Below are 22,376 nucleotides of genomic sequence, written 5' to 3'. Positions count from 1 at the left end.
TCGTCCACGATGAGCAAGCGCACTTCCCCCCGATGGGCCTCACTGGCGCCCTGGGCGTCCTGGGCCACGCCCCTGGTGGCACTGCTGGCGTACCTGGCTTTCTGGCCGGTGGCCATTGAGCCCCGCGCCTGGCAGCCCCCCAAAAACGCGGGCTACACCGGCGCGCACCAGGCCAACGAGCGCCTGGCGGCCCTGCGCCCCTTGCCTTTGGTGGGCGCGCAGCATGGCCCTGAGCACATCCTGGCCCATGACGGCCTGATCTACACCGGCCTGGCCAACGGTGACGTGGTGCGCATGAGCCCCGAGGGGCAGGAAGTGCGCGATGTGGTGATCAACACCGGGGGGCGCCCGCTGGGGTTGGCCATGGACGGCCAGGGGCGTCTGCTGGTGGCCGATGGCATGCGCGGTCTCTTGCGTGTCACGGGGGTGGGGCCTCAGGCCCAGGTGGACGTGATCCTGAAGGCCGTGCAGCAGCCCGTGCCCAACGACCCCGTGCGTTATGCCGACGCGGTCGAGGTGGCGGCCGACGGCACCGTGTGGGTCACAGACGCGTCCCGTCGTTTTTCGCCCCGCGAGCTGGGCAGCACGTTCGAGGCCGGCGTGCTTGACATCCTTGAACACAGCTGCACCGGGCGCCTGATCGCCTTGCATCCCGACACGCTGGAGTCGCGCGTGGCCTTGTCCGGCTTGTGCTTTCCCAACGGTCTGGCGTTCAGCGGTGATGGCCGCGCCCTGTTCGTGGCCGAGACCGGCACCTTCCGCATCGTCAAGCTGGACCTGGCCAAGCTGTCGGCAGTGCGATCGCCCATGGGCGATCACGTGCCTCCGAGCCTGGACGATGCCTTCAAACAAAAGGCCGCCGTGGTGCTGATCGACAACCTGCCCGGTTACCCGGACAACCTCACCCGCGCGCCGTCGGGCCGGATCTGGGTGGGCATGACCAAGCCCCGCAGCGACGTGCTGGACTTTGGCCTGACCCAGCCCTGGACACGCCAGCTCATCGCGCGCTTGCCGCGTGCGCTGTGGCCCGTGCCACCGGCGTATGGTCACATCATGGCGTTTGAAGAGTCTGGCCGCATCGTGGACGACCTGCAAGACCCGAAGGGTGGCTACCCGGAGACCACCTCGGCGACCGAGGTCAATGGCCGGCTGTTCGTGCAAAGCCTGAACGCCACCTCGCTGGCCTGGCTGCCTTACCGTGGGCCGGGCGTGCCCGTGCCGGCCGAGGACGACGACCCCGGCCTGCGTTGAGCCGCCAGCTCAGGTGCGTACTTCGCCCTGGCCCAGCACCACGAACTTCATCGACGTCAGGCCTTCCAGGCCCACGGGGCCCCGGGCGTGGAACTTGTCGGTGCTGATGCCGATTTCGGCGCCCAGTCCGTACTCGAAGCCATCGGCAAAGCGGGTGGAGGCGTTGACCATCACGCTGGCCGAATCCACCTCGCGGATGAATCGCATCGCATTGGGGTGGTTGGTGGTCAGGATGGCGTCGGTGTGGTGTGAGCCATAGCGGTTGATGTGGGCCATGGCCTCGTCCAGCGAGTCCACCACCTTCACGGCGATGATGGGCGCCAGGTACTCTTCAAACCAGTCCTGCTCGGTGGCGTCCACCACGGTGGCGCCCTCGACGCGGCCCAGAATGGCTTTGGCGCGCAGATCGCAGCGCATCTCCACGCCCTTGGCCGCGAACACGGCACCGATCTTGGGCAGGAAGGATTCGGCCTGCTGCACGTGCACCAGCAGTGATTCGGTGGCGTTGCAGGGGCTGTACTTCTGCGTCTTGGCGTTGTCGGTCACCTTCACGGCCAGGGCCAGGTCCACCTCGGCATCCACATAGGTGTGGCAGTTGCCGTCCAGGTGTTTGATGACGGGCACGCGGGCTTCGGCACTGATGCGCTCGATCAGGCCTTTGCCGCCTCGCGGGATGATCACATCAACATACTGGGGCATGGCGATCAGCTGGCCCACGGCGGCGCGGTCGGTGGTCTGCACCAGTTGCACGGCCTCGGCGGGCAGCCCAGCCTGCGTCAGGGCAGCCTGCACCAGCTTCCACAAGGCCAGGTTGGAGTGGATGGCCTCCGAGCCGCCACGCAACACGCAGGCGTTGCCGCTCTTGATGGCCAGCGAGGCCGCCTCGATCGTCACGTTCGGGCGGCTTTCGTAAATCATGCCGAACACGCCGATGGGCACGCGCATCTGGCCCACGCTGATGCCGGTGGGGCGGCGGCGCACATTGGTGATCTCGCCGATGGGGTCGGGCAGGGCGGCGACCTGTTCGCAGCTCTCGGCCATCGTTTCGATGACCTTGTCCGTCAGGCGCAGGCGGTCGACCATGGGGGCGGCCAGGCCGTTCTTCTCGGCGGCGATGATGTCGGACTCGTTGCGGGCCTTGAGTTCGCCGGCGTGCGTGCGGATCTGCGCGGCCAGCGCCAGCAGGGCCTGGTTCTTGGCGGCGGTCGAGGCCGCGGCCATGGTGGTGGCGGCCGCGCGTGCTGCCTGGCCAACGGCGTTCATGTACTGGTCAACCGGCTGGTCAACCTGGGGCAGGGTGGTGGTGCTCATAATGCGCCATTGTCTCAAACACCGGCAGGGATTGCCCAGCACCCGATGCCCGACCGACGTTCTTCACCGGCTTCACATCAGGTCATCCACATCCACCCGCTGGCGCCGCCCAAACCCCCACAGGGGGCGCCGTGCAATGGCTGTGGGGTGTGCTGCCTGGCCGAGCCCTGCCCGGTGGGCATGCTGATCAGCCGGCGCCGCACCGGGGCGTGCACAGCCGTGGTCTGGGTCGAAGGCGAGCGGCGGTACCGGTGTGGATTGCTCACCTGGGGTAACCCCGAGGTGTCCGATGCGGCAAATCAGTGGCCGGCAGGGCAAAAGGTGGGTTGGGCGCCACAACTTTTTGTGACAAACCTCTTGCGCCCCTTGTGGCAACGATGGGCCAGGCGCATCATTTCTGCAGGCAGCGGGTGTGATGCAAGCCTCGACGTCATCCGGGAAGACCCTTGATTTCACCGATATAGGGGGGGTGTCCCGGTCTCATCGTGGCATGGCTTTCGCCTGCGGTCCCTAGCATCGATTACATCGTTGGACCCAAGCGGAGCACACCATGCGCAAGATGCTGCAACAAACCTTGATGGCCGTGATGGCCGTGTGGGCGCTGTCGATGATCCAGTCTCAAATGGGCTCATCCAGTTCGGGCATGTTGCTCGCCTCATCGGCCCACTGGGCTGCGCGCTGAGGCACCGGCCTCAGCGCCAGCCGAACATCATCGAGCGCGCCAGCAGGCGCTTGGCAGGCCCCAGGGCCTGCAGTGCGCCCAGGCTCAGGCCCCGGGCTGTGGCCAGGATCGGGGCGGGCCACGTGAAACTGCGCGCCAGCAGGTCGGTGGTGGCCATCAAGGCCACCCGGTCTGGCTGACGACGGCGCTCAAAGCGCCTCAACGCACCTTGTATCGCTGCGCCACGAGTTTCGGCGCTGAGGGCCGCAGTGGTGTGGGCCAAGCGCAAGGCGTGCAAGAGTTCATGCACGTCGCGCATGGCCAGGTTGAACCCCTGGCCGGCCACCGGGTGCAGCGTCTGAGCGGCATTGCCTATGCGCACCACGGCGCCATCTTCCACCAGGCGGCGGCGTGCCTGCAGGCCCAGCGGGAACCCCTTCAGGGGTGACACCGCCTCGATCGCACCCACCTCGTCATGAAACACGGTGTTCAGCAGCGTCAAGCGCTGTGCATCGTCGAGGCTGGCCACCGGATCGTCGTGTCTGGACACGCACCACACCAGAGCTGCGCGCCGTCCAGGGCGCTCATCGCTGGCAGGCATCCCGCCAGGCCCGCTGATGGGCCCATCGGGCAAGGGCAGCAAGGCGGCCGGGCCACTGGGGGTGAACCGCTCGTAAGCCACGCCCTTCGGCGTGTGCTCTGACAGCCTGACCTGGCCCACCCAGGCCGTCTGCTGGTAGTCGTGCTGCAGCCCATCGGGCCAGCGCAAATCGGGTTGCTGGCCAAACACGCCGCCTTCGGCCACCACCACCACGTCGAAGGCCTCGGCAATGTCGGCATCGATCTCCACCCCGCTGGCCAAGACTTTCCAGCCCCGCACCGGGGTGCCAAAACGCATGGCCAGGCGATCAGGGGCGGCCTCGCACGCCGCCTGCCACGCCGCTTGTAGCGGGGCCACCAGGGTGCCGTAGGCCAGCACGGCGCCCAACTGAGGCACCTGCTGTTCAGTGGCGCTGATGCGAACCACCGGTTGCTCGCGGCCCGGCCACAGCACCGTGGGTTGCTGCTGAGACACGTGCACCGTCAGGATGGGCGCCACCTGCCCGCTGGCTTCGATGGCGGGCCACACCATCATGCGCTGCAGTTCTTGCACGGTGCCCAGCGACAGTGCCAGCGTGCGCGCGTCGCCCCGCACATCCTTGTCGGCAGCGCGGGCATCGAACACCGTGATGCAGGCGTCCGGCAGGGTGTGTCGGGCCTGCAGGGCCAGACTCAGCCCCGACGGCCCTGCCCCGACGATGGCCAGCTTCAGGGGCCGCGCGGCCTGGTCGGACAAGGGCGATGCGGCCGAGGCGGAGGTGGTCGTGGTGGGCATGGTGTTGTCTTCAGGGCACGCGGTCACGGCGGGTTGCTGCTCAGCGGGGATTGTCGGCCAGTTTCTATAATCTGGTGTCTGCCCAATGTTTGATCTGGGTGGAGTGCCGGCCACATGGCCGCTTCAACCTCTCATTGACGACGGGCCTTTTGCGTGACCGACACCTCGACCCCCCTTTACCGACAATTGGCCATGGCCGACATGGCCGAGGTTGATCAGGTCATTCATCAGCGTTTGTCGTCACGCATTGCCCTGGTCAACCAGATTTCGCACTACATCGTGCAGGCCGGGGGCAAGCGGGTGCGCCCCATGCTGCTGCTGTTGGTGGCGCGCGCCCTGGGCCATGACACCGCCGAGCGCCACGAGTTGGCCGCGGTGGTGGAGTTCATCCACACCGCCACCCTGCTGCACGATGACGTGGTGGACGAGTCGGACTTGCGCCGTGGTCGCAAGACCGCCAACGCCATGTTCGGCAACGCGGCCAGCGTGCTGGTGGGTGACTTCCTCTACTCGCGTGCGTTCCAGATGATGGTGTCGACCAACCGGCTGCGGGTGATGGAGGTGCTGGCCGAAGCCACCAACGTCATTGCCGAAGGCGAGGTGCTGCAGTTGATGAACATGCACGACCCCGACATCTCGGTGGACGACTACCTGCGCGTGATCGAATACAAAACGGCCAAGCTGTTTGAGGCCAGCGCGCGCCTGGGCGCGGTCATCTGCGAGGCATCGCCCGAGGTGGAAGAGGCTTGCGCGGGCTACGGCCGCACCGTGGGCACCGCCTTCCAACTGATAGACGACCTGCTGGACTACGAAGGCAGCACGGCCGAGTTGGGCAAGAACATTGGCGATGACCTGCGCGAAGGCAAGCCCACGCTGCCGCTGCTGGTGGCCATGCAGCGCGGCACGCCTGAGCAGCGCGAGATGATCCGGCATGCCATCGAGCATGGCGAGGTGGAGCGCATGCCCGAGATCGTGACCATCGTGCGCGACACGGGTGCCCTGGAGGCCACCCGCGAGGCCGCGCGCGACCAGGTGGCGCGCGCGCAGGCGCACCTGGCCATGCTGCCCGAGTCGCCCTGGCGCGAAGCTCTGCTACAATTATCGGCTGACTCGATCGGGCGTTCCAGCTGAGCTGAACGCCGGTTTGATCAAGTCGATCGGGGTGTAGCTTAGCCTGGTAGAGCGCTACGTTCGGGACGTAGAGGCCGGAGGTTCGAATCCTCTCACCCCGACCAATTTCTCTGGTCGCGGCCAGGCTCCGACCTCACGGGCGTGCGCACACCTGACCGCCCAGCACCTGTCGCTTCATGAAGAAAGCGACCAGTTCAAACGATTTCAGCGGCGACAGCACCAGCAAGGTGGTGTCAATGGCCCATTCTTTCAGCTGACGGCGTTGCCAGTTCACCTGCTGCAGGTGGCGGTGCGCCAGCTCGTGCAGGCGGGGGCAGTCCACGGCCAGGTCATGTGCCGCGCGGTAGCGTTCGTGGGCCTCGGCCCATCGTTGCTGCTGCGCCAGAGCCCGGCCTTCGGCCAAGGCGGTTTGGCATGCTTGGAGCCGGTGCGTGGTGTCGTCCATGTGATGTCCTTGGGCTGTTCTCGGCCTGACAGAATACCCGGCAAGTATCCATTTGTATACACTCAAGGTCCGCGCTTTCTCACCAGGGCGAGGTAAAAGCCATCCATCTCCGCCGTGGGCCACACGCGCACGGTGTGTGTGCATGCCTCGGGCAGGGGCTTGTCTTGCCACGAGGTCAGGCCGGCAGTGATGTTGCTGAGTTGGTGTAACCAGTCCGGCATGGGCAGTACCTCGGCCGCATCGCGTTTTTTGAGCAGGTGGGCCACCACGCGTTCGTTTTCTTCAGGCGCGTAAGAGCAAGTGCAGTACAGCAGGTGGCCGCCGGGCGCCAGCGCGTCAAAGGCGCTCAGGATCAGACGCTCTTGCTTGCGGGCGCATTCGGTCACCTTGCGCAGGCTCCAGTGCTCGGTGCTGTCGGGCTCGTCGGAGCGAAAGCGGCTTTCGGACGAGCAGGGCGCGTCCAGCATCACGCGCTGAAAACTGTCGGGCTTCAGGCGGCCGATCTCGCGGCCATCCTTGAGGTAGCAGCGGGTGTTGCTGATGCCCATGCGCTCCAGGTTGGCCTTGAGCCGGTGAAAGCGCCCGTGGACGGGCTCGACCGCGCTGATCTTGCCGGCGTTGCCCATCATCTCGGCCATCAGGATGGTCTTGCCACCGGGCGCGGCGGCCAGGTCCAGCACCCATTCATCTGCCGTGGGAGCCAGCAGGATGGGCGCCAGCATGCTGGACAGGCTCTGGATGTACAAGCGCCCGTCGTTGGCCCAGGCGCCATGGGTCAGCGCGTCGCGCTGCGCTGGCGGGCATTGCCAGGCCATCACGCCTTGATTTTGCGCCCAGGGCACTGGCTCAGGGGTGAGGCCAGCGGCGCGCAGGGCCGGGATCACGCTGCTGGCATCGGGGTGCAGGCGGTTGAGCCGAAAGCTCACGACCTTGGGGTGCTGGAACGAGGCCAATGCCTCGGCATGGCGGTGCGGTGGGCAGAGCTGCTCGAAGCGGCTCAAGAATTCAGCTGGCAATGACATGTCACGGATTGTCGTGCCAGTTTGTTCAGCCCATCAGCCCATCAGCCCATCAGCCCATCAGCCCATCAGCCCATCAGCCCATCAGCCAGCATGCCCGCGACGGCACTGGCCACCACCACGCACCACACCGGCCAGCGCCAGGCCAGCCAGGCCACCCCGCCGCCCAGCGCGATCAGCAGGCCCAACGGGGAGGTGAGGGTGCTGGTGGCCACCGGGTGGATCAATGTGGCGCCCAGCAAGCCCACCACCCCGGCGTTCACCCCGGCCACCAGCACCAGGGCCACGGTATGCTGACGCAATTGAAGCCACCAGGGCAGTGCCGCGGCCAGCACCATGAACGCTGGCACAAAGATGGCCACCAGCGCCAGCAGGCCACCCAGCCAGCCACCAGGACCGATGCTGGCGCTGGCCCCCAGGAAGGCTGCCAGCGTGAACAAAGGGCCGGGCACGGCCTGGGCGGCGCCATAACCGGCCAGGAAGGCGGTGTTGTCGATCCAGCCTGTGGGCACCAACTCGGCCTGCAGCAGTGGCAGCACCACATGCCCGCCGCCAAACACCAGGGCGCCGGCGCGGTAAAAGGCATTGGCCAGCGCCCAGGCATCGCCATGCCGGCCCAACCAGGGCAAGGCCAGCAAGCCGGCCAGGAACAAGGCCAGCCACAGCAGGCCCGTGCGGCGGCGCGGCACGTGGCGCGGCATGGCCTGGGCCTGCTGGGGGCCGTCGCCCATGGTGCGTGTGGGGCCCGCAGGAGCCCATACCTTCAGCCGCCAGGCCAGCATGGCCATCGCGCCCGAGCCCAGCAAGGCCAGCCAGGGAGTCCACCCCCCTGGCCAGCACAGCAAGATGAAGCCCACGCCCAAGGCCATACCACGGCGCAGGGCGTCTGGGCACAGGCTGCTTGACATGCCCCACACGGCCTGGGCCACGATGGGCACGGCCACCGCTTTCAGCCCGGTCAGGGCGCCTTGGGCCCACGGGGATGTCCATGCCGACAGGCCCATGGCCAGTGCCGTCAGCGCCACGGCAGACGGCAGGGTGAAGCCCAGCCAGGCCGCCAGCGCTCCACGGTAGCCTGCCTGCATCAGGCCCAGGGCCATGCCCACCTGGCTGCTGGCGGGCCCGGGCAGAAACTGGCACAGCGCCACCAGGTCGGCGTAATCGTGCTCGCTCAGCCAGCGGCGGCGCACCACGAAGGCATCGCGGAAGTGGGCCAGGTGGGCCACCGGCCCGCCGAAGGCGCTCAGGCCCAGCGCCAGGAATGCCCGGAATACCTGCCAGGCACTGGCGGGTGGGGATGGGTCAAAGGGCTGGGCATGAGGATTCACGGGTGCGTGTTGTACACCCTGTGGCGCCCATCTTGTGTGACAAGCAGCACGTCATAGCGGTCCTGGCGTCCCCCGTACGCGGGACCGTCCATGCCGGGCGAGCCTATCGGCATGCCCGGCACCGCCAGGCCCAGGGCACGGGGGCGCTCTTTCAGCAGGCGCTGGATGTCGGTGGCGGGCACGTGCCCTTCGATCACATAGCCCTGCACACGCGCGGTGTGGCATGAGCCGTAGGACTTCGGCATGCCCAGCCGCTGGCGCATCTCGGCATTGCCTTCGTCATGCACCTTGGCTTCAAAGCCATGGGCCTTGAGGTGGTCCACCCAATCCTGACAGCAGCCGCAGTGGGGGTCTTTCCAAACTTCCACCAGCGGTCGGCGGGGTGAGGTGGCCCAGCCCGTGGGCAGGGCGGCTGCCGTGCTCATCAAGGCGGCCAGGGCCACCAGTCCTTGTCGTCGGTTCATGGCGTGTCCTTTCAGTGTTGGTGATGGTGGGGCTTGCGAACCTGCACTTCCACATCGCCTGGCTGCACGTCAGCCGGCGCTTGACGGTGGGCGGCCGGCGCAGGGCCGGTGTATTCGTGCGCCACCGTGCCCGGCGGGTTCTTGAACCAGCCCGGATCGCGGTAATCGTGGCGGGCCAGCCCTTTGCGTACCTTCAGCACCGAGAACATGCCGCCCATGCCGATGGCGCCAAACGGGCCCTGGCCGGCCATCATCGGGGCGGTGTTGTCGGGCAGGGGCATCTCCATCTCGGTCATGTCCTTCATGCCGCGTTCGCCCATGGCCATGTAGTCCGGAATCAGCTTCGTGATCTGTCGGGCCACGCCGCTGTGATCCACGCCGATCATGGTCGGCACGTCATGGCCCATGGCGTTCATGGTGTGGTGGCTCTTGTGGCAGTGGAAGGCCCAGTCGCCCTGTTCATCGGCCACGAAGTCCAGCTGACGCATCTGGCCCACGGCAATGTCGGCCGTGATCTCGGGCCAGCGTGAGCCTTTGGGGGTGGGGCCGCCATCGGTGCCGCTGACCACGAACTCGTGACCGTGCAGGTGGATGGGGTGGTTGGTCATGGTCAGGTTGCCCACGCGGATGCGCACCTTGTCCATGTGGCGCACCACCAGCGGGTCGATGCCTGGGAAGATCCTGCTGTTCCAGCTCCAGATGTTCTGGTTCAGCATGGTCATGATCTTGGGTGTGGCGCTGCCGGGCTCGATGTCGTAGGCATTGAGCAGGAAGCAGAAGTCGCGGTCCACCTCGTCGATCAGCGGGTGCTGACCTTTGGGATGCGTCACCCAGAAGCCCATCATGCCCATGGCCATCTGCACCATCTCGTCGGCGTGGGGGTGGTACATGAAGGTGCCGGGGCGGCGGGCCACGAACTCGTACACAAAGGTTTTACCGGGCGGGATGCCGGGCTGGTTCAAGCCCGTCACGCCATCCATGCCGTTGGGCAGGCGCTGGCCGTGCCAGTGGATGCTGGTGAGCTCACCCAGGCGGTTGGTGACGAAGATGCGTACGCGGTCGCCCTCCACCACCTCGATGGTGGGGCCGGGGCTTTGGCCGTTGTAGCCCCACAGGTGGGCCTTGAAGCCGGGCGCCATCTCGCGCACCACGGGCTCGGCCACGAGGTGGAACTCTTTGACGCCGTTATTCATGCGCCAGGGCAGGGTCCAGCCATTGAGCGTGACCACGGGGTTGTAGGGCCGCCCGGTGTTGGGCATCAGCGGCGGCATGGTGTCGGGGCGGTTCTGGATGACCGGCTCGGGCAGGGCGGCCATGGCCACCTTGCTGACGGTGGCGGCGCCCACGGCGGCGGTGATGGCACCGGCCCCAGAGAGGAAGTTTCGTCGTGATGTCATGTTCAATCCTGTGTCTGAAACGGACGGGTGTCAGTGCGGGGCATTGCCGCTCGCAGGCAGGGCGGGGCTGTTGCCCCCCGACGGTGCGCTCAGGCTGGGGCTGCTCACCATGGCCAGGTCCAGATCGGCCTGGGCCACCCAGAAGTCGCGCAAGGCATCCAGGTAGGCCGCCACGCTGTGCACCTGGGCGCGGGCATCGGCTAGCAGGTCGAACACGCCGATCAGCATGCCGTTGTAGCGCAGCAGGTTTTCTTCAGAGATGCGTTGCTGCAGCGGCACCACCTCATCCCGCAGGTGGCGGGCAATGTCGTAGGTGGTGCGCTGGTTCACGTAGGCCTCGCGCACCTCGGAGCGGGCGCGGATGGCCGTGTCGGCAGCGCGGTCCAGGGCCTGCAGGTACACCGCCTCGGCCCGGGCCACGCGCGCGCCGCCCCAGTCGAACAGGGGCAACTCCAGCGACACCTCCCAGCCGGTGGTGGTGGGCTCTTCATTCGAGCTGGCCCGCTTGCCGCCCACCTCCAGCACGTTGATCAGTCGCGTCTGTCGTGTCAGACCCAGGCTGCGCGCGGTCGATTCGGTGGCGGCCACGGCGGCCTTCACGTCCAGCCGCTGGGCCATGGCCTCCCGCTCCACCTCGGGGCGATCGGGCAAGGTGGCGGGCAGGTCCGGCAGGCGCTCGGGCAGGGTGAAGGCGGTTTGTGCGCCCCACAGGCCCAAGGCGCGGATCAGGCGCTCGCGGGCCGCGTGTTCGGCGCGCTGGGCGCGGGCCAGGCCCAGGGCCGCCTCGGCATGAAAGCCCTGTTCACGCGCCTGTTGCAGCCGGTTGAAGTTGCCCACCTGGGCCATGCGCTGGGCCAGGGTGGCGCTGGCCTCGGCGGCCTGCATCACCTGCTGCATGTAGCGTCGGCGCTCTTGCGCCGCCACCGCTTCCACATGGGCCTTGCGGGCTTCGGCGGCCACCTGCAAGGCCTTCTGAGCCACCTGCAGCTGTGTCTGCTGAAGTTGCTGATCACCCAGCCGGCTGAGGGTGGGCATGAACAACAGGCGCGCCAGGTTCACATGGATGCCGCGCTCGATCTCGCGCTCGTCACCCTTGCTGGAACGGCCAAAGCTGAAACCCGGGTTGGCCAGCCGAGAGGCCTGCACCCGCTCGGCATCGCTGATACCCACCTCGGCATAAGCGGCTTGCAGCCCTCGGTGGTTGAGCAGGGCGATCTGCACGGCGCGCTCGGCGTCCAGTGGCTGGGCCAGCAACTCGGCCACGCGTTGGGCCACGGCCTGTCGGTCTTCGGCGCTGCGCTGCCATGTCAAGGGCGCATCTGAGGCGGGCTGGCCCAGAATGGCTTGCGCGCTGGCCGGCATCTGGTTTTGAACACCGTGCAGCCCGCCGTCGGTGGCCACGGTGGCGCAGCCGCTCAGCCCCAAGGCGAGGCTCAGCAGCAGGGCGGCAGGCCGGCGTGCGGTGCGCACACCAGGCCCGTGGATGCGGTCAGTGGTGCGCATGCGGGTTCTCCGGTGCAGCCTGGTTGGCCGTGGGCTCGGGCGCGTGGGCTTCGCGGGTGTAGGTGCGCCAGCCGCCAATCTGGTTCACGCGTTCATTGGCCTGCACCCAGGGCACGGGGCGCCCTGCCACCAAAGGGCTGTAGGTGCGCAGGGCGGATTCGAACGTCAAGGGGGGCACGGGGGCATCGGCCTGGGTGGGCTGGGGTGACGAGGCCGGTGGCTGGGCATGGCTGGCGAGGCTCCAGACGGAGACCAGCATCCCGAGCATCCACGGCAAGGGGCGATGGCGCATGGGTTTGAGCATGGCGAAGGGCGGCCTGATGGCCGATGGGGGTGATGACAAGGTGGCCGCGCCCTTGGAGCGCGCGGCAAGGGACTCAGATCACGCCGTGGGGGGGGGCGGACGGTCCAGGTGCCGAACCGTGGCAGAGCGCCACGTGCCCGTCGGGCTGGCAGGCAAGGTGTGAGGCGCAGCCTCTACCGTGGGGCTGATCCAGACGCTGGGCAGCGTCGAGGCGCCGCCGCAGTGCGCACAGGCGCTGCAGCTGTGGTGGCCAGCGCTGCCGCCCTCGTGCGGGCTGGTGGCGTCGGCCGGGGTGGCCTCGGTGGCGTTCAAGGCGTTTGTGGCGCCCCCCTCATGGTGAGGGCAGGCCTCGGCATCGCTGTCCGCCATGGCCATGACCACCATCGGCGCAGCGTCAGCGGCACTGCAATGCGTACCACCGGCCAGCGCCAAGGCCTTCAACGGCATGGCCACGGCCAGCAGGCAAATCCACCAAAGACGCAGTGCGCGCAACATCCTTGTAGCCTAGCGACACCATTCACCCTTGTCAAACCGGCGAGGCAACACCTGCCAAAGCCCTGCAAAAACCCTGCAAAACGCGGTAGAAACGAAGCCATGCATGACACATCGGCCAGTTCAGACGCAGGCCCCACGCCACGCCAGCCGGCATCGCCGCCGCGCATCGGCCTGGCCTTGGGCAGTGGCTCGGCCCGTGGCCTGGCGCACCTGGGCGTGGTGCGCGCCCTGAACGAAGCCGGTGTGCCGCTGCACTGCATCGTGGGCACCAGCATGGGGGCCTTGGTGGGGGCGGTGTGCGCCGCAGGGCAGTTGCAGCAGCTCACCAGCACCTTCCAGGCTTTCGATTGGCGCAAGACGCTCTCGTTCTTCGACGTGGTGCTGCCCCGCTCGGGCCTGCTGGACGGCGCACGGGTGGGCGAGCTGGTGCGCGAGCATGTGGGCTCAGCCACCATCGAATCCCTGCCCATCGCGTATGCGGCCGTCAGCACCGACCTGGTCACCGGCCAAGAGGTGCTCATCCGGCAGGGGGACGTGATCGACGCGGTGCGGGCCAGCATCTCGGTGCCAGGCATCTTCACCCCCGTGCGGCGCAACGGCAGCATCCTGGTGGACGGCGGCCTGGTGAACCCGGTGCCCGTCAGTGCCGCGCGGGCCCTGGGGGCCGAGGTGGTCATCGCCGTGGACCTGAACCACCAAATCGTGGGCGGCAAGAACTTCAAATCGCTGCAGGCGCGGCGTACCCCGGCGGCGGCAGAGTCGGCGCGGGCCACGACCCCGGTCACACTGAGCGATGCCGCCCCTTGGCTGGCCGGTTACCGACGCGCCATGCAAGACCTCAAGACCCGGCTGCAAGGCAGCGAATGGGCGCGTGGGCTGGTCCTGGCGCAAGGGGTGGCGCCGCCCTCCAACCAGGAGCCCATGCCCAGCATCTTCGAGGTGCTGCTGGCGTCCATCAACGTGATGGAGACGCGCATCACCCAGACCCGCCTGGCCCTGGAGCAGCCCGAGGTGCTGATCCAGCCGCCCCTGGGGCACATTCGCTTTCTGGAGTTTGCGCGGGCCGATGAGCTGATCCAGATCGGCTACGACGCCGCGCGGCAGGCCCTGGCCACCAGCCCGGCGCTGCAGGGGTGGTGTGATCAGGCCGATCAGACCAACCAAGCCTGACACGCGCCCGCCTCAGAAGCCCAGCGCGCTGCCCGCCCCCAGCAGCGTGGCCACGCCCAGCGCCGCAAACAAGGTGGCGGCCAGGCCATGCACCAGGCGCATCGGGATGCGCTCGGCCAGCTTGTCGCCCGCGAACACGGCGGGCACGTTGGCCAGCATCATGCCCAGGGTGGTGCCCAGCACCACCATCACCGGCTCGGGGTAGCGCGCGGCCATGGCCACGGTGGCGATCTGCGTCTTGTCGCCCATTTCGGCCAGGAAGAAGGTCACCAGCGTGGCGCCAAACACGCCCAGCTTCGAGGCCACCTGCGCCTCGTCGTCTTCGATCTTGTCGGGGATCAGCGTCCACAGGGCCATGCCGATGAACGACACGCCCAGGATCCAGCGCAGCATGTCGGGCTGCACCAGCCGCGTCAGCCAGGCCCCCACGGCACCGGCCAGGGCGTGGTTCAGGATGGTGGCCACGAAGATGCCCAGGATGATGGGCAGCGGGCGCTTGAACCGTGCGGCCAGCAAGAAGGCCAGCAACTGCGTCTTGTCGCCGATTTCAGCCAGCGCAACCACGCCGGTGGAGATGAAAAAAGCTTCCATGATGGGGATGGAGATAACCTGGCCGGTGTGCGGACGATTGACCACGCCGCGTCCCCGGCCAGATTCGGAGGCGGTGTGGTCAAAGGTCTTGCCAGGTGGTTCGACAGCCGAGGCTGTCGGGGACTGCGCACGCCATGGCCTGCGGGCCAAGTGTGTTGACGTGGGCCTCTTTGCGTGGAGGCAAAGAGCGGCTACTCCCCAATGACGCCGTCAGTGTAAACCACGCAGGCGATCAGCCCGTGGGCTGCCCCGAGTGGTCAACCACGCACGCGGCCACCAGGTCGCCCGCCACGTTGAGTGTGGTGCGGCTCATGTCGAGGATGCGGTCCACCCCGATGATGAGCGCCAGTCCTTCGGCGGGTATGCCTGCGCTGCCCAGCAACATCGAGAGGATCACGATGCCGATGCCCGGGGTGCCTGGCGAGCCGATGGACGCCCCCACGGCCAGCACGACGATCACCAGCAACCCTGACAAGCCCAGGCTCACGTCAAACACCTGCGCCAGAAACAAGGTGGCCATCACCTGGTACAGCGCGGTGCCGGCCATGTTGACCGTGGCGCCCATGGGGATGACGAACCTGGAGACCGCGGTGCTCACGCCCAGCTGCTCTTCGGCCGTGCGCAAGGTCAATGGCATCACCGCGGCCGAACTGCTGGTGGAGAACGCCAGCAGCAGCACATCGCGCGTGCGTTGCAAAAACTGCCATGGTGAGCGCCTGCACAACACCGCATACAACGCCAGCATCATGCCGAAGGCCAGCACCAGGGCCAGCAGCACCGCGCCCACATAGGCGCCCACCCCCCACAGGGCCTCCAGCCCGGTGTTCACCACCAGCTGCACCATCATGCCGAACACCGCGGCCGGCACCAGGTACATGGCCCAGCGCACCACCACCATGCTCAACTCTTGCAGCGCTGTCAGGAGCTCGGTGATGGGGCGTGCCTGCGCGGCGGGCAGTTTCAGCATGGCCACGCCGAGCAACATCGCGAACACCACCACCTGCAGCATGTTTTGCTCGACACCGGCCCGCAAGGGGTTGGTGGGGATCAGCCCCAACAGGCGACTGGGCCACTGGCTGGCGTCTGCGGGGGCGCTGGCCAGCGGTGCGGTGGCCGACAGGTGATCCACGCGGGCGTACTGGCCGGGTTCGATCAGCAGCACCACGCCCAGGCCGATGATGGCCGCCAGCAAGGTCGTGAGCACAAAAAAGGCCGCTGTGCGCAAGCCCATGCGTTGCAACTGGGCCGTGTCCTGGTTGCTGCAAATGCCCAGCATGATCGACGCCACCACCAGCGGGATGACGATCATCTGCACCAGCGACAAGAACAGGCTGCCGGGCAAGGCCAACCAGTTCACCAAGGTGTTGGCGGCCGCTGGCGCCAACCACTGTCCCCAGGGGCCGATGCCCAGGCCCACCCCCAGGCCCAGCGCCATGGCCACCAACACCTGCAGCCACAGGCGCGTGCGCACAAAGCCCCTGAGGCGACGGGTCAGGGGCCGAAGGGCCGGCTTGACGGGGGTGGTGGGGTTGGTGGGGGTGGGGGACATGGGCTGGACGAGGGGCTTGAATCGAGAATACTGCACAGTGCTGCCGCACCGCGTGAGCTGTGCGTGTTTTCGATCAAGACAAGGGCTTACGCTGTGGGCCACAATGGCTCGCGCATGAACGGTGTGACGGGGGCATGTGCCACCCCGCAGGAGAGCCGCTTGAACGACACGTCCCCCTTCTTCGAGCCCGTGGGCTCGGTGGCCCGGCATGAAGTGATCACGTGCGATGCCCAGGCCACCGTGCACCAGGTGGCGTCGATCATGCATGAGCGCAGCATCTCCAGCATCATCGTGCGCCGCGATGGCGCCGAGGTGGGCATCATCACCGACCGCGACCTGCGCGCCATGCTGGCCGACGGGCGAGATGCCCAAGCCACGCGGGCCTGCGACATCATGCGTGGCCCCCTGTTCACCATCAACGAAGACCGCCCCTTGTACGAGGCGCTCTATCACATGAGCCGCCGCCGCACCCACCGCATGTGCGTCACGGATGCCAGCGGCAAACTCATCGGCATGGTCACGGGCACCGACCTGCAGCGCCTGCAAACCCGCAACGCCCTGGGCCTGGTGCTGGCCATCGAGCGTGCCGAGTCGGTGGATGAACTGCGCAGTCTGCACGATCAGGTGCAGAAGACCGCCGTGGATCTGTTCAGGCAGGGCTTGTACATCGGCGAGCTGGTGGGCACCGTGGCCCGGCTCAACGACTTGTTGCTGGTGCGCCTGATCAAGCTGGTGCGCCAGGACTATCCCACCCTCACCAAAGACTGCGCCTTCCTGGTGCTGGGCAGCGAGGGGCGAGGCGAACAGACGCTGGCCACCGACCAGGACAACGCGCTGGTCTATGCCGATCACCTCAGCGCCGCCGAGGTGGACGAGCTGGCCCGTTTCAGTGAGGCCCTGATCACCGCGCTGATCGGCATTGGCGTGCCCGAGTGCACGGGGGGCATCATGGCCCGCAACCCCGAATGGCGGCGCAGCCTGAGCGATTGGAAGCACACCGTGCACAAGTGGTACACCACGCCCATCCCCGACCATGTGGTGCACGGCACGATGTTCTTTGACATGCGCCGTCTTTACGGCGATCCCGCCCTGGCGCAGCAGGTGCAGCAAGCCGTGATCGACGCGGTGTCACACAGCGCGCCCTTCCTGGCGCGGTCTGCCGCCAACATCGTCAGGTTCTGCAAACCGTTCGGGTGGTTTGGCCGCATCGAGACCGAACTCAAAGACGGGGTGCGCAGCTTTGACGTCAAGAAGAACGGCTTGTTCCCCATCACCGAGGGGGTGAAGGTGCTGATTCAGCAAAAAGGGCTGGTGGGGGGCAATACCCATCAACGCATCGAGATGCTGGAAGGCGCGCAGGTGCTGACCCCCAAGCAGGCGCGCAACCTGGTGGCCAGCTTCGATGTGCTGTTGCACTTGCGGCTGAAGGCGCAGTTTGACGCCTTGGCCGCAGGCAAGAAGCCCCATAACTTCCTGAGCTTCGAGGGGCTCGACAGGCTGCAGATCGGGCAGTTGAAGCTGGCCCTGCAGACCGTCGAAACCTTTGGTCGCTTCCTGGAGCAGCACTTCCAGCTGGGCGGCATGCGCTGAGGCCGTGCGCCCAGCCTTCGGTGGGTCAGGCGCGACGGCGTCGGGCCATCACGCCCGCCACGATCAGGCCAGCCAGGGCCAGACCGTAGGTGCTGGGCTCGGGCACGGCCGGCACGGCGCTGATCTTGACCAGCAGGTCGTTGCCGCTGTTGGGGTGCTGGATGTTCACGTACGTCACGTTGGGGTTGAACTTGTCGAAGTACATCCCGGTGAACTCCGAGCCCGGAATGCCGTTGGACGCCCAGCGTTGCAGGCCTTCGCCTTCATCGTTGAGGTCGCCATCGTGGTTGAGGTCGCGGGCAAACCAGATGTCGTCACGGTCGGCGCCAGGTTGATCTTCGATGATGTACAGATTGCCTTCGGCGTCCACGGCCAGGTTGTCTGGGTTGGTCAGCTCGGCCCCCACGGCCTGTCCATTGCCCAGGTCCAGCGTGTCGCGGTTGGCAAACAGGCTGACCTCATTGGTGCTCAGGTTCACTGCGTAGATCTCGTGCGTGGTGGTGGTGGCCATGTACAGCACTTCTTGACCCGCCGCGTTGACGATCACCTCCAGGTCTTCCGGGCGCATGTAGTCGGTGCCGCCCACCGCATTGGCGCTCAGCCGACCATCGATGTCGCCTTGCACGCCGATCACCGACGTTGACAAGGGCGCGCCGGTGGCGTCGGTGATGGCTTCCCAGGTCAGTGCGCCCGTGGCGTTGGCGTTGTTGCCACCATCCACCTTGGCCACAAAGGTCTGGCCTGCAGTGAAGTACTCATTGCCGGTGCTGGCGTTGGGGTTGGCCGCCACGTACTTGTACAAGCTGCCACCATTGAACTCGTCGATGAAGTACAGGCTGTTGCTGCTGTCAAAGGCCAGACCTTCGTGCGACACGCGGGGCACGATCGAGCGGTGGATGAGGTCGCCGCCATTGGCCACGGCCGTGGTGGCGTTCGTGACCTCGAACAGTCGACCCTTGGTGCTGGTGGCGCCCCAGGATTCTTCGGCCGTCAGGTAGCTGCCCCAGGGGGTCCAACGTGATGCATCGCCAGACACGAACGAGCTGGTGCCGGGCGCCACGATGGTGGTCGTGCGCGTGTTGTAGTTGGTGTCCCACAGGTCGACGCGCTGCACGCCCGCCGAGCCCGTCTCGAAGGGCATGAACAGGTAGCGGCCGGCGTTTGCGCCGCTTTCGTTGGCCGTGATCATGTCCCAGTTGCCAGAGTTGGAGCCCGGCACCAGGGTGTTCTGGTTGCTGCGGTTGGCGATCACCTCTTGCGTGAACAGCGGGCTGGACAGCAGCACGGGGGCGCTTTCAGGCAGGGGGCTGGTTTGCGAGGACAACAGGGGGGTGAAGTTGTCGAATTCGGTGGCGGCGGATGCCGACGCGGCCACGGCCATGGCGGCCATCGCAGCCATGGCAATGCGGGTTTGTTTCATGGGGACTCTCCAGTGGGGATGTGATGTTCAAAGTGATGCTCGAGCCCTGGAGAGACTAAGTACGGGGTGTGGCAGGCGTGTAAAGGTTCCGCGTCGTTTTGATGACAAGCCCTGATCCCTTTGGTGTCTTGCCGGGCAGATCGGCGCGGCTGTCCACCAGGCAAAACAAGGTCATGCGACTTTTCTATGCCGCCCATTGAAATTCCACGGTTGTCAATCATTCGGGTGGTGGGTTTAATAGACCTTGAACCCACCCTGATGAACCCAACAAGGAGAACGACATGGACAACAAGCAAACCAGTTCTGGCCAATGCCCCGTCATGCACGGAGGGATGACCTCGGCTGGCATGGCCAAGATGGATTGGTGGCCGAACGCCCTGAACCTTGACATCCTGCACCAGCACGACACCAAGACCAACCCGCTCGGCGCCAGCTTCAATTACCGCGAAGAGCTCAAGAAGCTGGACGTGGACGCCCTGAAGAAGGACCTCAAGGCCCTGATGACCGACAGCCAGCCCTGGTGGCCGGCCGACTGGGGACACTACGGCGGCCTGATGATCCGCATGGCCTGGCACTCGGCCGGTACCTACCGGGTTGCAGATGGCCGTGGAGGTGGTGGTACAGGCAATCAGCGCTTTGCCCCCATCAACTCCTGGCCTGACAACGCCAACCTCGACAAGGCCCGCCGCCTGCTGTGGCCGATCAAGAAGAAGTACGGCAACAAGATCAGCTGGGCCGACCTCATGATCCTGGCCGGCAACATGGCCTATGAATCCATGGGCTTGAAGACCTTTGGTTTCGCCTTTGGCCGCGAAGACATCTGGCACCCCGAGAAAGACACTTACTGGGGCTCCGAAAAGGAATGGCTGGCCCCCACCGGCAGCGAAGGCAGCCGCTACTCGGGCCAGCGCGACCTGGAGAACCCCCTGGCCGCCGTGATGATGGGTTTGATCTACGTGAACCCCGAAGGTGTTGATGGCAAGCCTGACCCGTTGAAGACGGCACACGATGTGCGCATCACGTTCGAACGCATGGCCATGAACGACGAAGAAACCGTGGCCCTGACCGCTGGCGGCCACACGGTGGGCAAATGCCACGGCAATGGCAATGCCGCCAACCTGGGCCCCGCCCCTGAAGGGGCCGAGATCGAAGAACAAGGCATGGGCTGGAACAACCACCAAACCCGTGGCATTGGCCGTGACACGGTCACCAGTGGCATCGAAGGCGCCTGGACCACCCACCCTACGAAGTGGGACAACGGCTATTTTGATCTGCTCCTGGGCTATGAGTGGGAGCTCAAAAAGAGCCCGGCTGGCGCGTGGCAGTGGGAGCCGATCAACATCAAGGAAGAAGACAAGCCAGTGGACGTGGAAGATCCCTCCATTCGCTACAACCCCATCATGACGGACGCCGACATGGCGATGAAGATGGACCCTGAGTACCGCAAGATCTCCGAGCGCTTCCACCAGGATCCGGCTTACTTCTCTGAGGTGTTTGCCCGCGCCTGGTTCAAGCTGACCCACCGCGACATGGGCCCCAAGAGCCGCTACGTGGGCCCGGACGTGCCGCAAGAAGACCTGATCTGGCAAGACCCGATCCCGGCTGGCAAGACGGGCTATGACGTGGCCGCCGTCAAGGCCAAGATCGCCGCCGCAGGTTTGAGCGTCAGCGAACTGGTCACCACCGCCTGGGACAGCGCCCGCACCTTCCGGGGCTCAGACAAGCGTGGCGGTGCCAACGGCGCCCGCATCCGCCTGGCACCGCAAAAGGACTGGGAGGGCAATGAGCCTGCCCGCCTGGCCAAGGTGCTGGCCGTGTACGAAAAGATCGCTGCCGACACCGGTGTGAGCGTGGCCGACGTGATCGTGCTGGGCGGCAACCTGGGCGTGGAGCAGGCAGCCAAGGCGGCGGGCGTGGACGTGACCGTGCCCTTCGCCCCCGGCCGTGGTGATGCCACCCAGGCGCAGACGGATGTCGAATCCTTTGAGGTGCTCGAACCCCTGGCCGATGGCTTCCGCAACTGGCAGAAGAAGCACTACGTGGTCACGCCCGAAGAGATGATGCTGGACCGCGCGCAACTCATGGGCCTGACCGCCCACGAGATGACCGTGCTGGTGGGGGGGCTGCGGGTGATCGGCACCAACCACGGTGGCAGCGCGCATGGCGTGTTCACCGACCGCGTGGGTGCCCTCACCAACGACTTCTTCGTGCACCTCACCGACATGGCCTACAGCTGGAAGCCCACCGGCCGCAACAGCTACGACATCGTCGACCGCGCCAGCGGCGCCACCAAGTTCACCGCCACGCGGGTGGACCTGGTGTTCGGCTCCAACTCGGTGCTGCGCTCGTACGCCGAGGTCTACGCCCAGGACGACAACAAGGCGAAGTTCGTCCACGACTTCGTGGCCGCCTGGGTGAAGGTGATGAACGCCGATCGTTTCGACCTGGCGTGATCAGGCCGGTGTGATGCCGGGGGCGTTGCCCAGCAGCGCCTCCAGCACCGGCAATTGGTGTCGCCGGGGCACGGTGATGGCGTAGAACTGCTCTTGCAGCTCGTCCGAGCCACCCAGGCGCACCAGGGTGCCCGATTTCAGTTCGTCCTGCACCACCACCTCGGGCAGCACGGTCAACCAGCCGCTGTCACGCGCGATCAGGCGCAGCATCGCCATGTCGTCCACTTCGGCACGCAGGCGTGGCTTCACGTCGGCCGACAGGCACAGCGCATCAAACTGGGCGCGCAGGGCATGTCGTGGGCCGGGCAGGGCGATGTCCTGATCGTGCAGATCGTGAGGCACCCGCAGCGTTTGCCCTGCCCATCGGTGGGCGGGGCCCACCAGCGAGATGGACTGTCCGCCCAAAAAGCGGCAATGCAGCGGCCGGTCCGGCGCGGTGGGCACCGGTTCATTGGCCAGCACCACGTCCAGCTGGTGCTGTTGCAGGCGCTCCAGCAGGCCCTCCAGCAGACCAGACTCCAGGGTCAAGGACACGGCCGGGTTGGCCAGCAAAGGCCGCATCCAGTTCTCCTGGTAGTTGCGCGACAGGGTGGCCACGCTGCCGATGCGCAGCCGCACCATGCCCTCGTCGCGGCCCTGAAGCCTCCCCAGCATTTCACGGCCCAGCCCGAAAATATCGTCGGCATAGGTGCGCACCAACTGTCCCGTGTCGGTCAGCACCAGCCGGCGCCCTTCCCGGGTGAACAAAGGGGTGCCCAGCCGGTCTTCCAGCTGGCGGATCTGCGCCGACAGCGCCGACTGCGAGGTGTGCAACTCTTCAGCCGCCCGAGTGAGGTGGCCGATGCTGGCCACGCGCCAGAAGTAAAACAGGTGATGAAAGTTCAGCTGGGCCAGGTCTTTCATTCTGTTTTTGATATTG

The 22,376-nt window shown here is 66.5% G+C and carries 20 protein-coding genes, 1 tRNA gene and 1 riboswitch; of the genes, 7 read left to right on the top strand and 14 right to left on the bottom strand.

Features of this window, described 5'->3' with window-relative positions; translation table 11 throughout:
* The first annotated feature begins 9 nt into the window (after window positions 1-9).
* Window positions 10-1,251, top strand: coding sequence for an SMP-30/gluconolactonase/LRE family protein (locus tag WNB94_RS05070; RefSeq protein WP_341388823.1), 1,242 nt, complete (start codon window positions 10-12; stop codon window positions 1,249-1,251).
* 9 nt (window positions 1,252-1,260) lie between these two features.
* Here WNB94_RS05070 and WNB94_RS05065 read toward each other — a convergent pair whose 3' ends face one another.
* Complete coding sequence (locus WNB94_RS05065; protein ID WP_341388822.1) at window positions 1,261-2,562, bottom strand: glutamate-5-semialdehyde dehydrogenase; 1,302 nt, start codon at window positions 2,560-2,562, stop codon at window positions 1,261-1,263.
* A gap of 550 nt (window positions 2,563-3,112) precedes the next feature.
* On the opposite strand from WNB94_RS05065, the gene WNB94_RS05060 reads away from it, so the two are divergent.
* Window positions 3,113-3,244, top strand: a complete 132-nt coding sequence (locus WNB94_RS05060) for a hypothetical protein (RefSeq protein WP_341388820.1) — start codon at window positions 3,113-3,115, stop codon at window positions 3,242-3,244.
* Between the two features lie 10 nt (window positions 3,245-3,254).
* Here WNB94_RS05060 and WNB94_RS05055 read toward each other — a convergent pair whose 3' ends face one another.
* Entirely contained in the window at window positions 3,255-4,598 is a 1,344-nt protein-coding gene (locus WNB94_RS05055; protein WP_341388819.1) for an FAD-dependent monooxygenase, read from the bottom strand.
* A 192-nt stretch (window positions 4,599-4,790) separates the two neighbouring features.
* Between WNB94_RS05055 and ispB the strand changes: the two genes are divergently transcribed.
* The gene (ispB, locus tag WNB94_RS05050; protein ID WP_341389955.1) at window positions 4,791-5,729 is read left to right on the top strand and encodes an octaprenyl diphosphate synthase; all 939 of its coding nucleotides are present in this window, start codon (window positions 4,791-4,793) and stop codon (window positions 5,727-5,729) included.
* A 27-nt stretch (window positions 5,730-5,756) separates the two neighbouring features.
* Window positions 5,757-5,833 (top strand) — tRNA-Pro (locus WNB94_RS05045).
* A gap of 29 nt (window positions 5,834-5,862) precedes the next feature.
* Here WNB94_RS05045 and WNB94_RS05040 read toward each other — a convergent pair.
* From WNB94_RS05040 to WNB94_RS05005, 8 genes are all read right to left on the bottom strand, one after another.
* A complete protein-coding gene (locus WNB94_RS05040; RefSeq protein WP_341388818.1) occupies window positions 5,863-6,174 on the bottom strand; it encodes a hypothetical protein in 312 nt (103 codons plus the stop codon).
* A gap of 62 nt (window positions 6,175-6,236) precedes the next feature.
* Window positions 6,237-7,196, bottom strand: coding sequence for an RsmB/NOP family class I SAM-dependent RNA methyltransferase (locus tag WNB94_RS05035; RefSeq protein WP_341388817.1), 960 nt, complete (start codon window positions 7,194-7,196; stop codon window positions 6,237-6,239).
* Between the two features lie 65 nt (window positions 7,197-7,261).
* The gene (gene chrA / locus WNB94_RS05030) at window positions 7,262-8,521 is read right to left on the bottom strand and encodes a chromate efflux transporter (RefSeq protein ID WP_341388816.1); all 1,260 of its coding nucleotides are present in this window, start codon (window positions 8,519-8,521) and stop codon (window positions 7,262-7,264) included.
* A complete protein-coding gene (locus WNB94_RS05025; RefSeq protein WP_445819021.1) occupies window positions 8,518-8,985 on the bottom strand; it encodes a DUF411 domain-containing protein in 468 nt (155 codons plus the stop codon). Before WNB94_RS05025 ends, chrA begins: the two co-directional genes overlap by 4 nt.
* An 11-nt stretch (window positions 8,986-8,996) precedes the next feature.
* Window positions 8,997-10,382 (bottom strand): multicopper oxidase domain-containing protein, encoded by a 1,386-nt coding sequence (locus WNB94_RS05020; protein WP_341388814.1) that lies wholly within the window; start codon window positions 10,380-10,382, stop codon window positions 8,997-8,999.
* Between the two features lie 30 nt (window positions 10,383-10,412).
* Window positions 10,413-11,885, bottom strand: coding sequence for a TolC family protein (locus tag WNB94_RS05015; RefSeq protein WP_341388812.1), 1,473 nt, complete (start codon window positions 11,883-11,885; stop codon window positions 10,413-10,415).
* A complete protein-coding gene (locus WNB94_RS05010) occupies window positions 11,872-12,189 on the bottom strand; it encodes a hypothetical protein (protein ID WP_341388810.1) in 318 nt (105 codons plus the stop codon). The genes WNB94_RS05015 and WNB94_RS05010 overlap by 14 nt, the downstream gene beginning before the upstream one ends.
* Window positions 12,190-12,267: 78 nt before the next feature.
* Window positions 12,268-12,684 carry a hypothetical protein gene (locus WNB94_RS05005; protein WP_341388809.1) on the bottom strand — a complete coding sequence of 139 codons (417 nt, stop codon included), beginning with the start codon at window positions 12,682-12,684 and terminating at the stop codon, window positions 12,268-12,270.
* Between the two features lie 99 nt (window positions 12,685-12,783).
* Here WNB94_RS05005 and WNB94_RS05000 point away from each other — a divergent pair, with 99 nt between their 5' ends.
* Window positions 12,784-13,854 (top strand): patatin-like phospholipase family protein, encoded by a 1,071-nt coding sequence (locus WNB94_RS05000; protein WP_341388808.1) that lies wholly within the window; start codon window positions 12,784-12,786, stop codon window positions 13,852-13,854.
* A gap of 12 nt (window positions 13,855-13,866) precedes the next feature.
* On the opposite strand, the gene WNB94_RS04995 is transcribed toward WNB94_RS05000, so the two are convergent.
* Window positions 13,867-14,445: a TMEM165/GDT1 family protein gene (locus tag WNB94_RS04995; protein ID WP_341388806.1), complete on the bottom strand. Its 579-nt coding sequence runs from the start codon at window positions 14,443-14,445 to the stop codon at window positions 13,867-13,869.
* 16 nt (window positions 14,446-14,461) lie between these two features.
* Window positions 14,462-14,662, bottom strand: a riboswitch (yybP-ykoY riboswitch).
* Between the two features lie 15 nt (window positions 14,663-14,677).
* The gene (locus WNB94_RS04990) at window positions 14,678-15,994 is read right to left on the bottom strand and encodes a dicarboxylate/amino acid:cation symporter (protein ID WP_341388805.1); all 1,317 of its coding nucleotides are present in this window, start codon (window positions 15,992-15,994) and stop codon (window positions 14,678-14,680) included.
* A 159-nt stretch (window positions 15,995-16,153) separates the two neighbouring features.
* On the opposite strand from WNB94_RS04990, the gene WNB94_RS04985 reads away from it, so the two are divergent.
* Window positions 16,154-17,584, top strand: a complete 1,431-nt coding sequence (locus WNB94_RS04985; protein ID WP_341388803.1) for a DUF294 nucleotidyltransferase-like domain-containing protein — start codon at window positions 16,154-16,156, stop codon at window positions 17,582-17,584.
* A 25-nt stretch (window positions 17,585-17,609) separates the two neighbouring features.
* On the opposite strand, the gene WNB94_RS04980 is transcribed toward WNB94_RS04985, so the two are convergent.
* A complete protein-coding gene (locus WNB94_RS04980) occupies window positions 17,610-19,004 on the bottom strand; it encodes an alkaline phosphatase PhoX (RefSeq protein WP_341388801.1) in 1,395 nt (464 codons plus the stop codon).
* A 281-nt stretch (window positions 19,005-19,285) separates the two neighbouring features.
* On the opposite strand from WNB94_RS04980, the gene katG reads away from it, so the two are divergent.
* A complete protein-coding gene (gene katG / locus WNB94_RS04975) occupies window positions 19,286-21,457 on the top strand; it encodes a catalase/peroxidase HPI (RefSeq protein ID WP_341388800.1) in 2,172 nt (723 codons plus the stop codon).
* Here the strand turns inward: katG and WNB94_RS04970 are convergent, their stop codons facing one another.
* Window positions 21,458-22,360: a LysR family transcriptional regulator gene (locus WNB94_RS04970; RefSeq protein ID WP_341388799.1), complete on the bottom strand. Its 903-nt coding sequence runs from the start codon at window positions 22,358-22,360 to the stop codon at window positions 21,458-21,460.
* Window positions 22,361-22,376: the final 16 nt, after the last annotated feature.

Origin of the sequence: Aquabacterium sp. A3 (assembly GCF_038069945.1) — a bacterium.
GTDB lineage: Bacteria > Pseudomonadota > Gammaproteobacteria > Burkholderiales > Burkholderiaceae_C > Aquabacterium.
This window is presented reverse-complemented; position numbering and strand designations above follow the sequence as displayed.

What these genes read in the sequence shown, in the direction of transcription:
- WNB94_RS05060 (WP_341388820.1), top strand. Translation starts at nt 3,113, where the DNA reads ATGCGCAAGATGCTGCAACAAACCTTGATGGCCGTGATGGCCGTGTGG.
- WNB94_RS05020 (WP_341388814.1), bottom strand. Translation starts at nt 10,382, where the DNA reads ATGACATCACGACGAAACTTCCTCTCTGGGGCCGGTGCCATCACCGCC.
- WNB94_RS05035 (WP_341388817.1), bottom strand. Translation starts at nt 7,196, where the DNA reads ATGTCATTGCCAGCTGAATTCTTGAGCCGCTTCGAGCAGCTCTGCCCA.
- WNB94_RS05015 (WP_341388812.1), bottom strand. Translation starts at nt 11,885, where the DNA reads ATGCGCACCACTGACCGCATCCACGGGCCTGGTGTGCGCACCGCACGC.
- WNB94_RS04990 (WP_341388805.1), bottom strand. Translation starts at nt 15,994, where the DNA reads ATGTCCCCCACCCCCACCAACCCCACCACCCCCGTCAAGCCGGCCCTT.
- WNB94_RS05025 (WP_445819021.1), bottom strand. Translation starts at nt 8,985, where the DNA reads ATGAACCGACGACAAGGACTGGTGGCCCTGGCCGCCTTGATGAGCACG.
- WNB94_RS05055 (WP_341388819.1), bottom strand. Translation starts at nt 4,598, where the DNA reads ATGCCCACCACGACCACCTCCGCCTCGGCCGCATCGCCCTTGTCCGAC.
- ispB (WP_341389955.1), top strand. Translation starts at nt 4,791, where the DNA reads ATGGCCGACATGGCCGAGGTTGATCAGGTCATTCATCAGCGTTTGTCG.
- WNB94_RS04995 (WP_341388806.1), bottom strand. Translation starts at nt 14,445, where the DNA reads ATGGAAGCTTTTTTCATCTCCACCGGCGTGGTTGCGCTGGCTGAAATC.
- WNB94_RS05000 (WP_341388808.1), top strand. Translation starts at nt 12,784, where the DNA reads ATGCATGACACATCGGCCAGTTCAGACGCAGGCCCCACGCCACGCCAG.
- WNB94_RS05040 (WP_341388818.1), bottom strand. Translation starts at nt 6,174, where the DNA reads ATGGACGACACCACGCACCGGCTCCAAGCATGCCAAACCGCCTTGGCC.
- WNB94_RS05010 (WP_341388810.1), bottom strand. Translation starts at nt 12,189, where the DNA reads ATGCTCAAACCCATGCGCCATCGCCCCTTGCCGTGGATGCTCGGGATG.
- katG (WP_341388800.1), top strand. Translation starts at nt 19,286, where the DNA reads ATGGACAACAAGCAAACCAGTTCTGGCCAATGCCCCGTCATGCACGGA.
- WNB94_RS04970 (WP_341388799.1), bottom strand. Translation starts at nt 22,360, where the DNA reads ATGAAAGACCTGGCCCAGCTGAACTTTCATCACCTGTTTTACTTCTGG.
- WNB94_RS05065 (WP_341388822.1), bottom strand. Translation starts at nt 2,562, where the DNA reads ATGAGCACCACCACCCTGCCCCAGGTTGACCAGCCGGTTGACCAGTAC.
- WNB94_RS05070 (WP_341388823.1), top strand. Translation starts at nt 10, where the DNA reads ATGAGCAAGCGCACTTCCCCCCGATGGGCCTCACTGGCGCCCTGGGCG.
- WNB94_RS04980 (WP_341388801.1), bottom strand. Translation starts at nt 19,004, where the DNA reads ATGAAACAAACCCGCATTGCCATGGCTGCGATGGCCGCCATGGCCGTG.
- WNB94_RS05005 (WP_341388809.1), bottom strand. Translation starts at nt 12,684, where the DNA reads ATGTTGCGCGCACTGCGTCTTTGGTGGATTTGCCTGCTGGCCGTGGCC.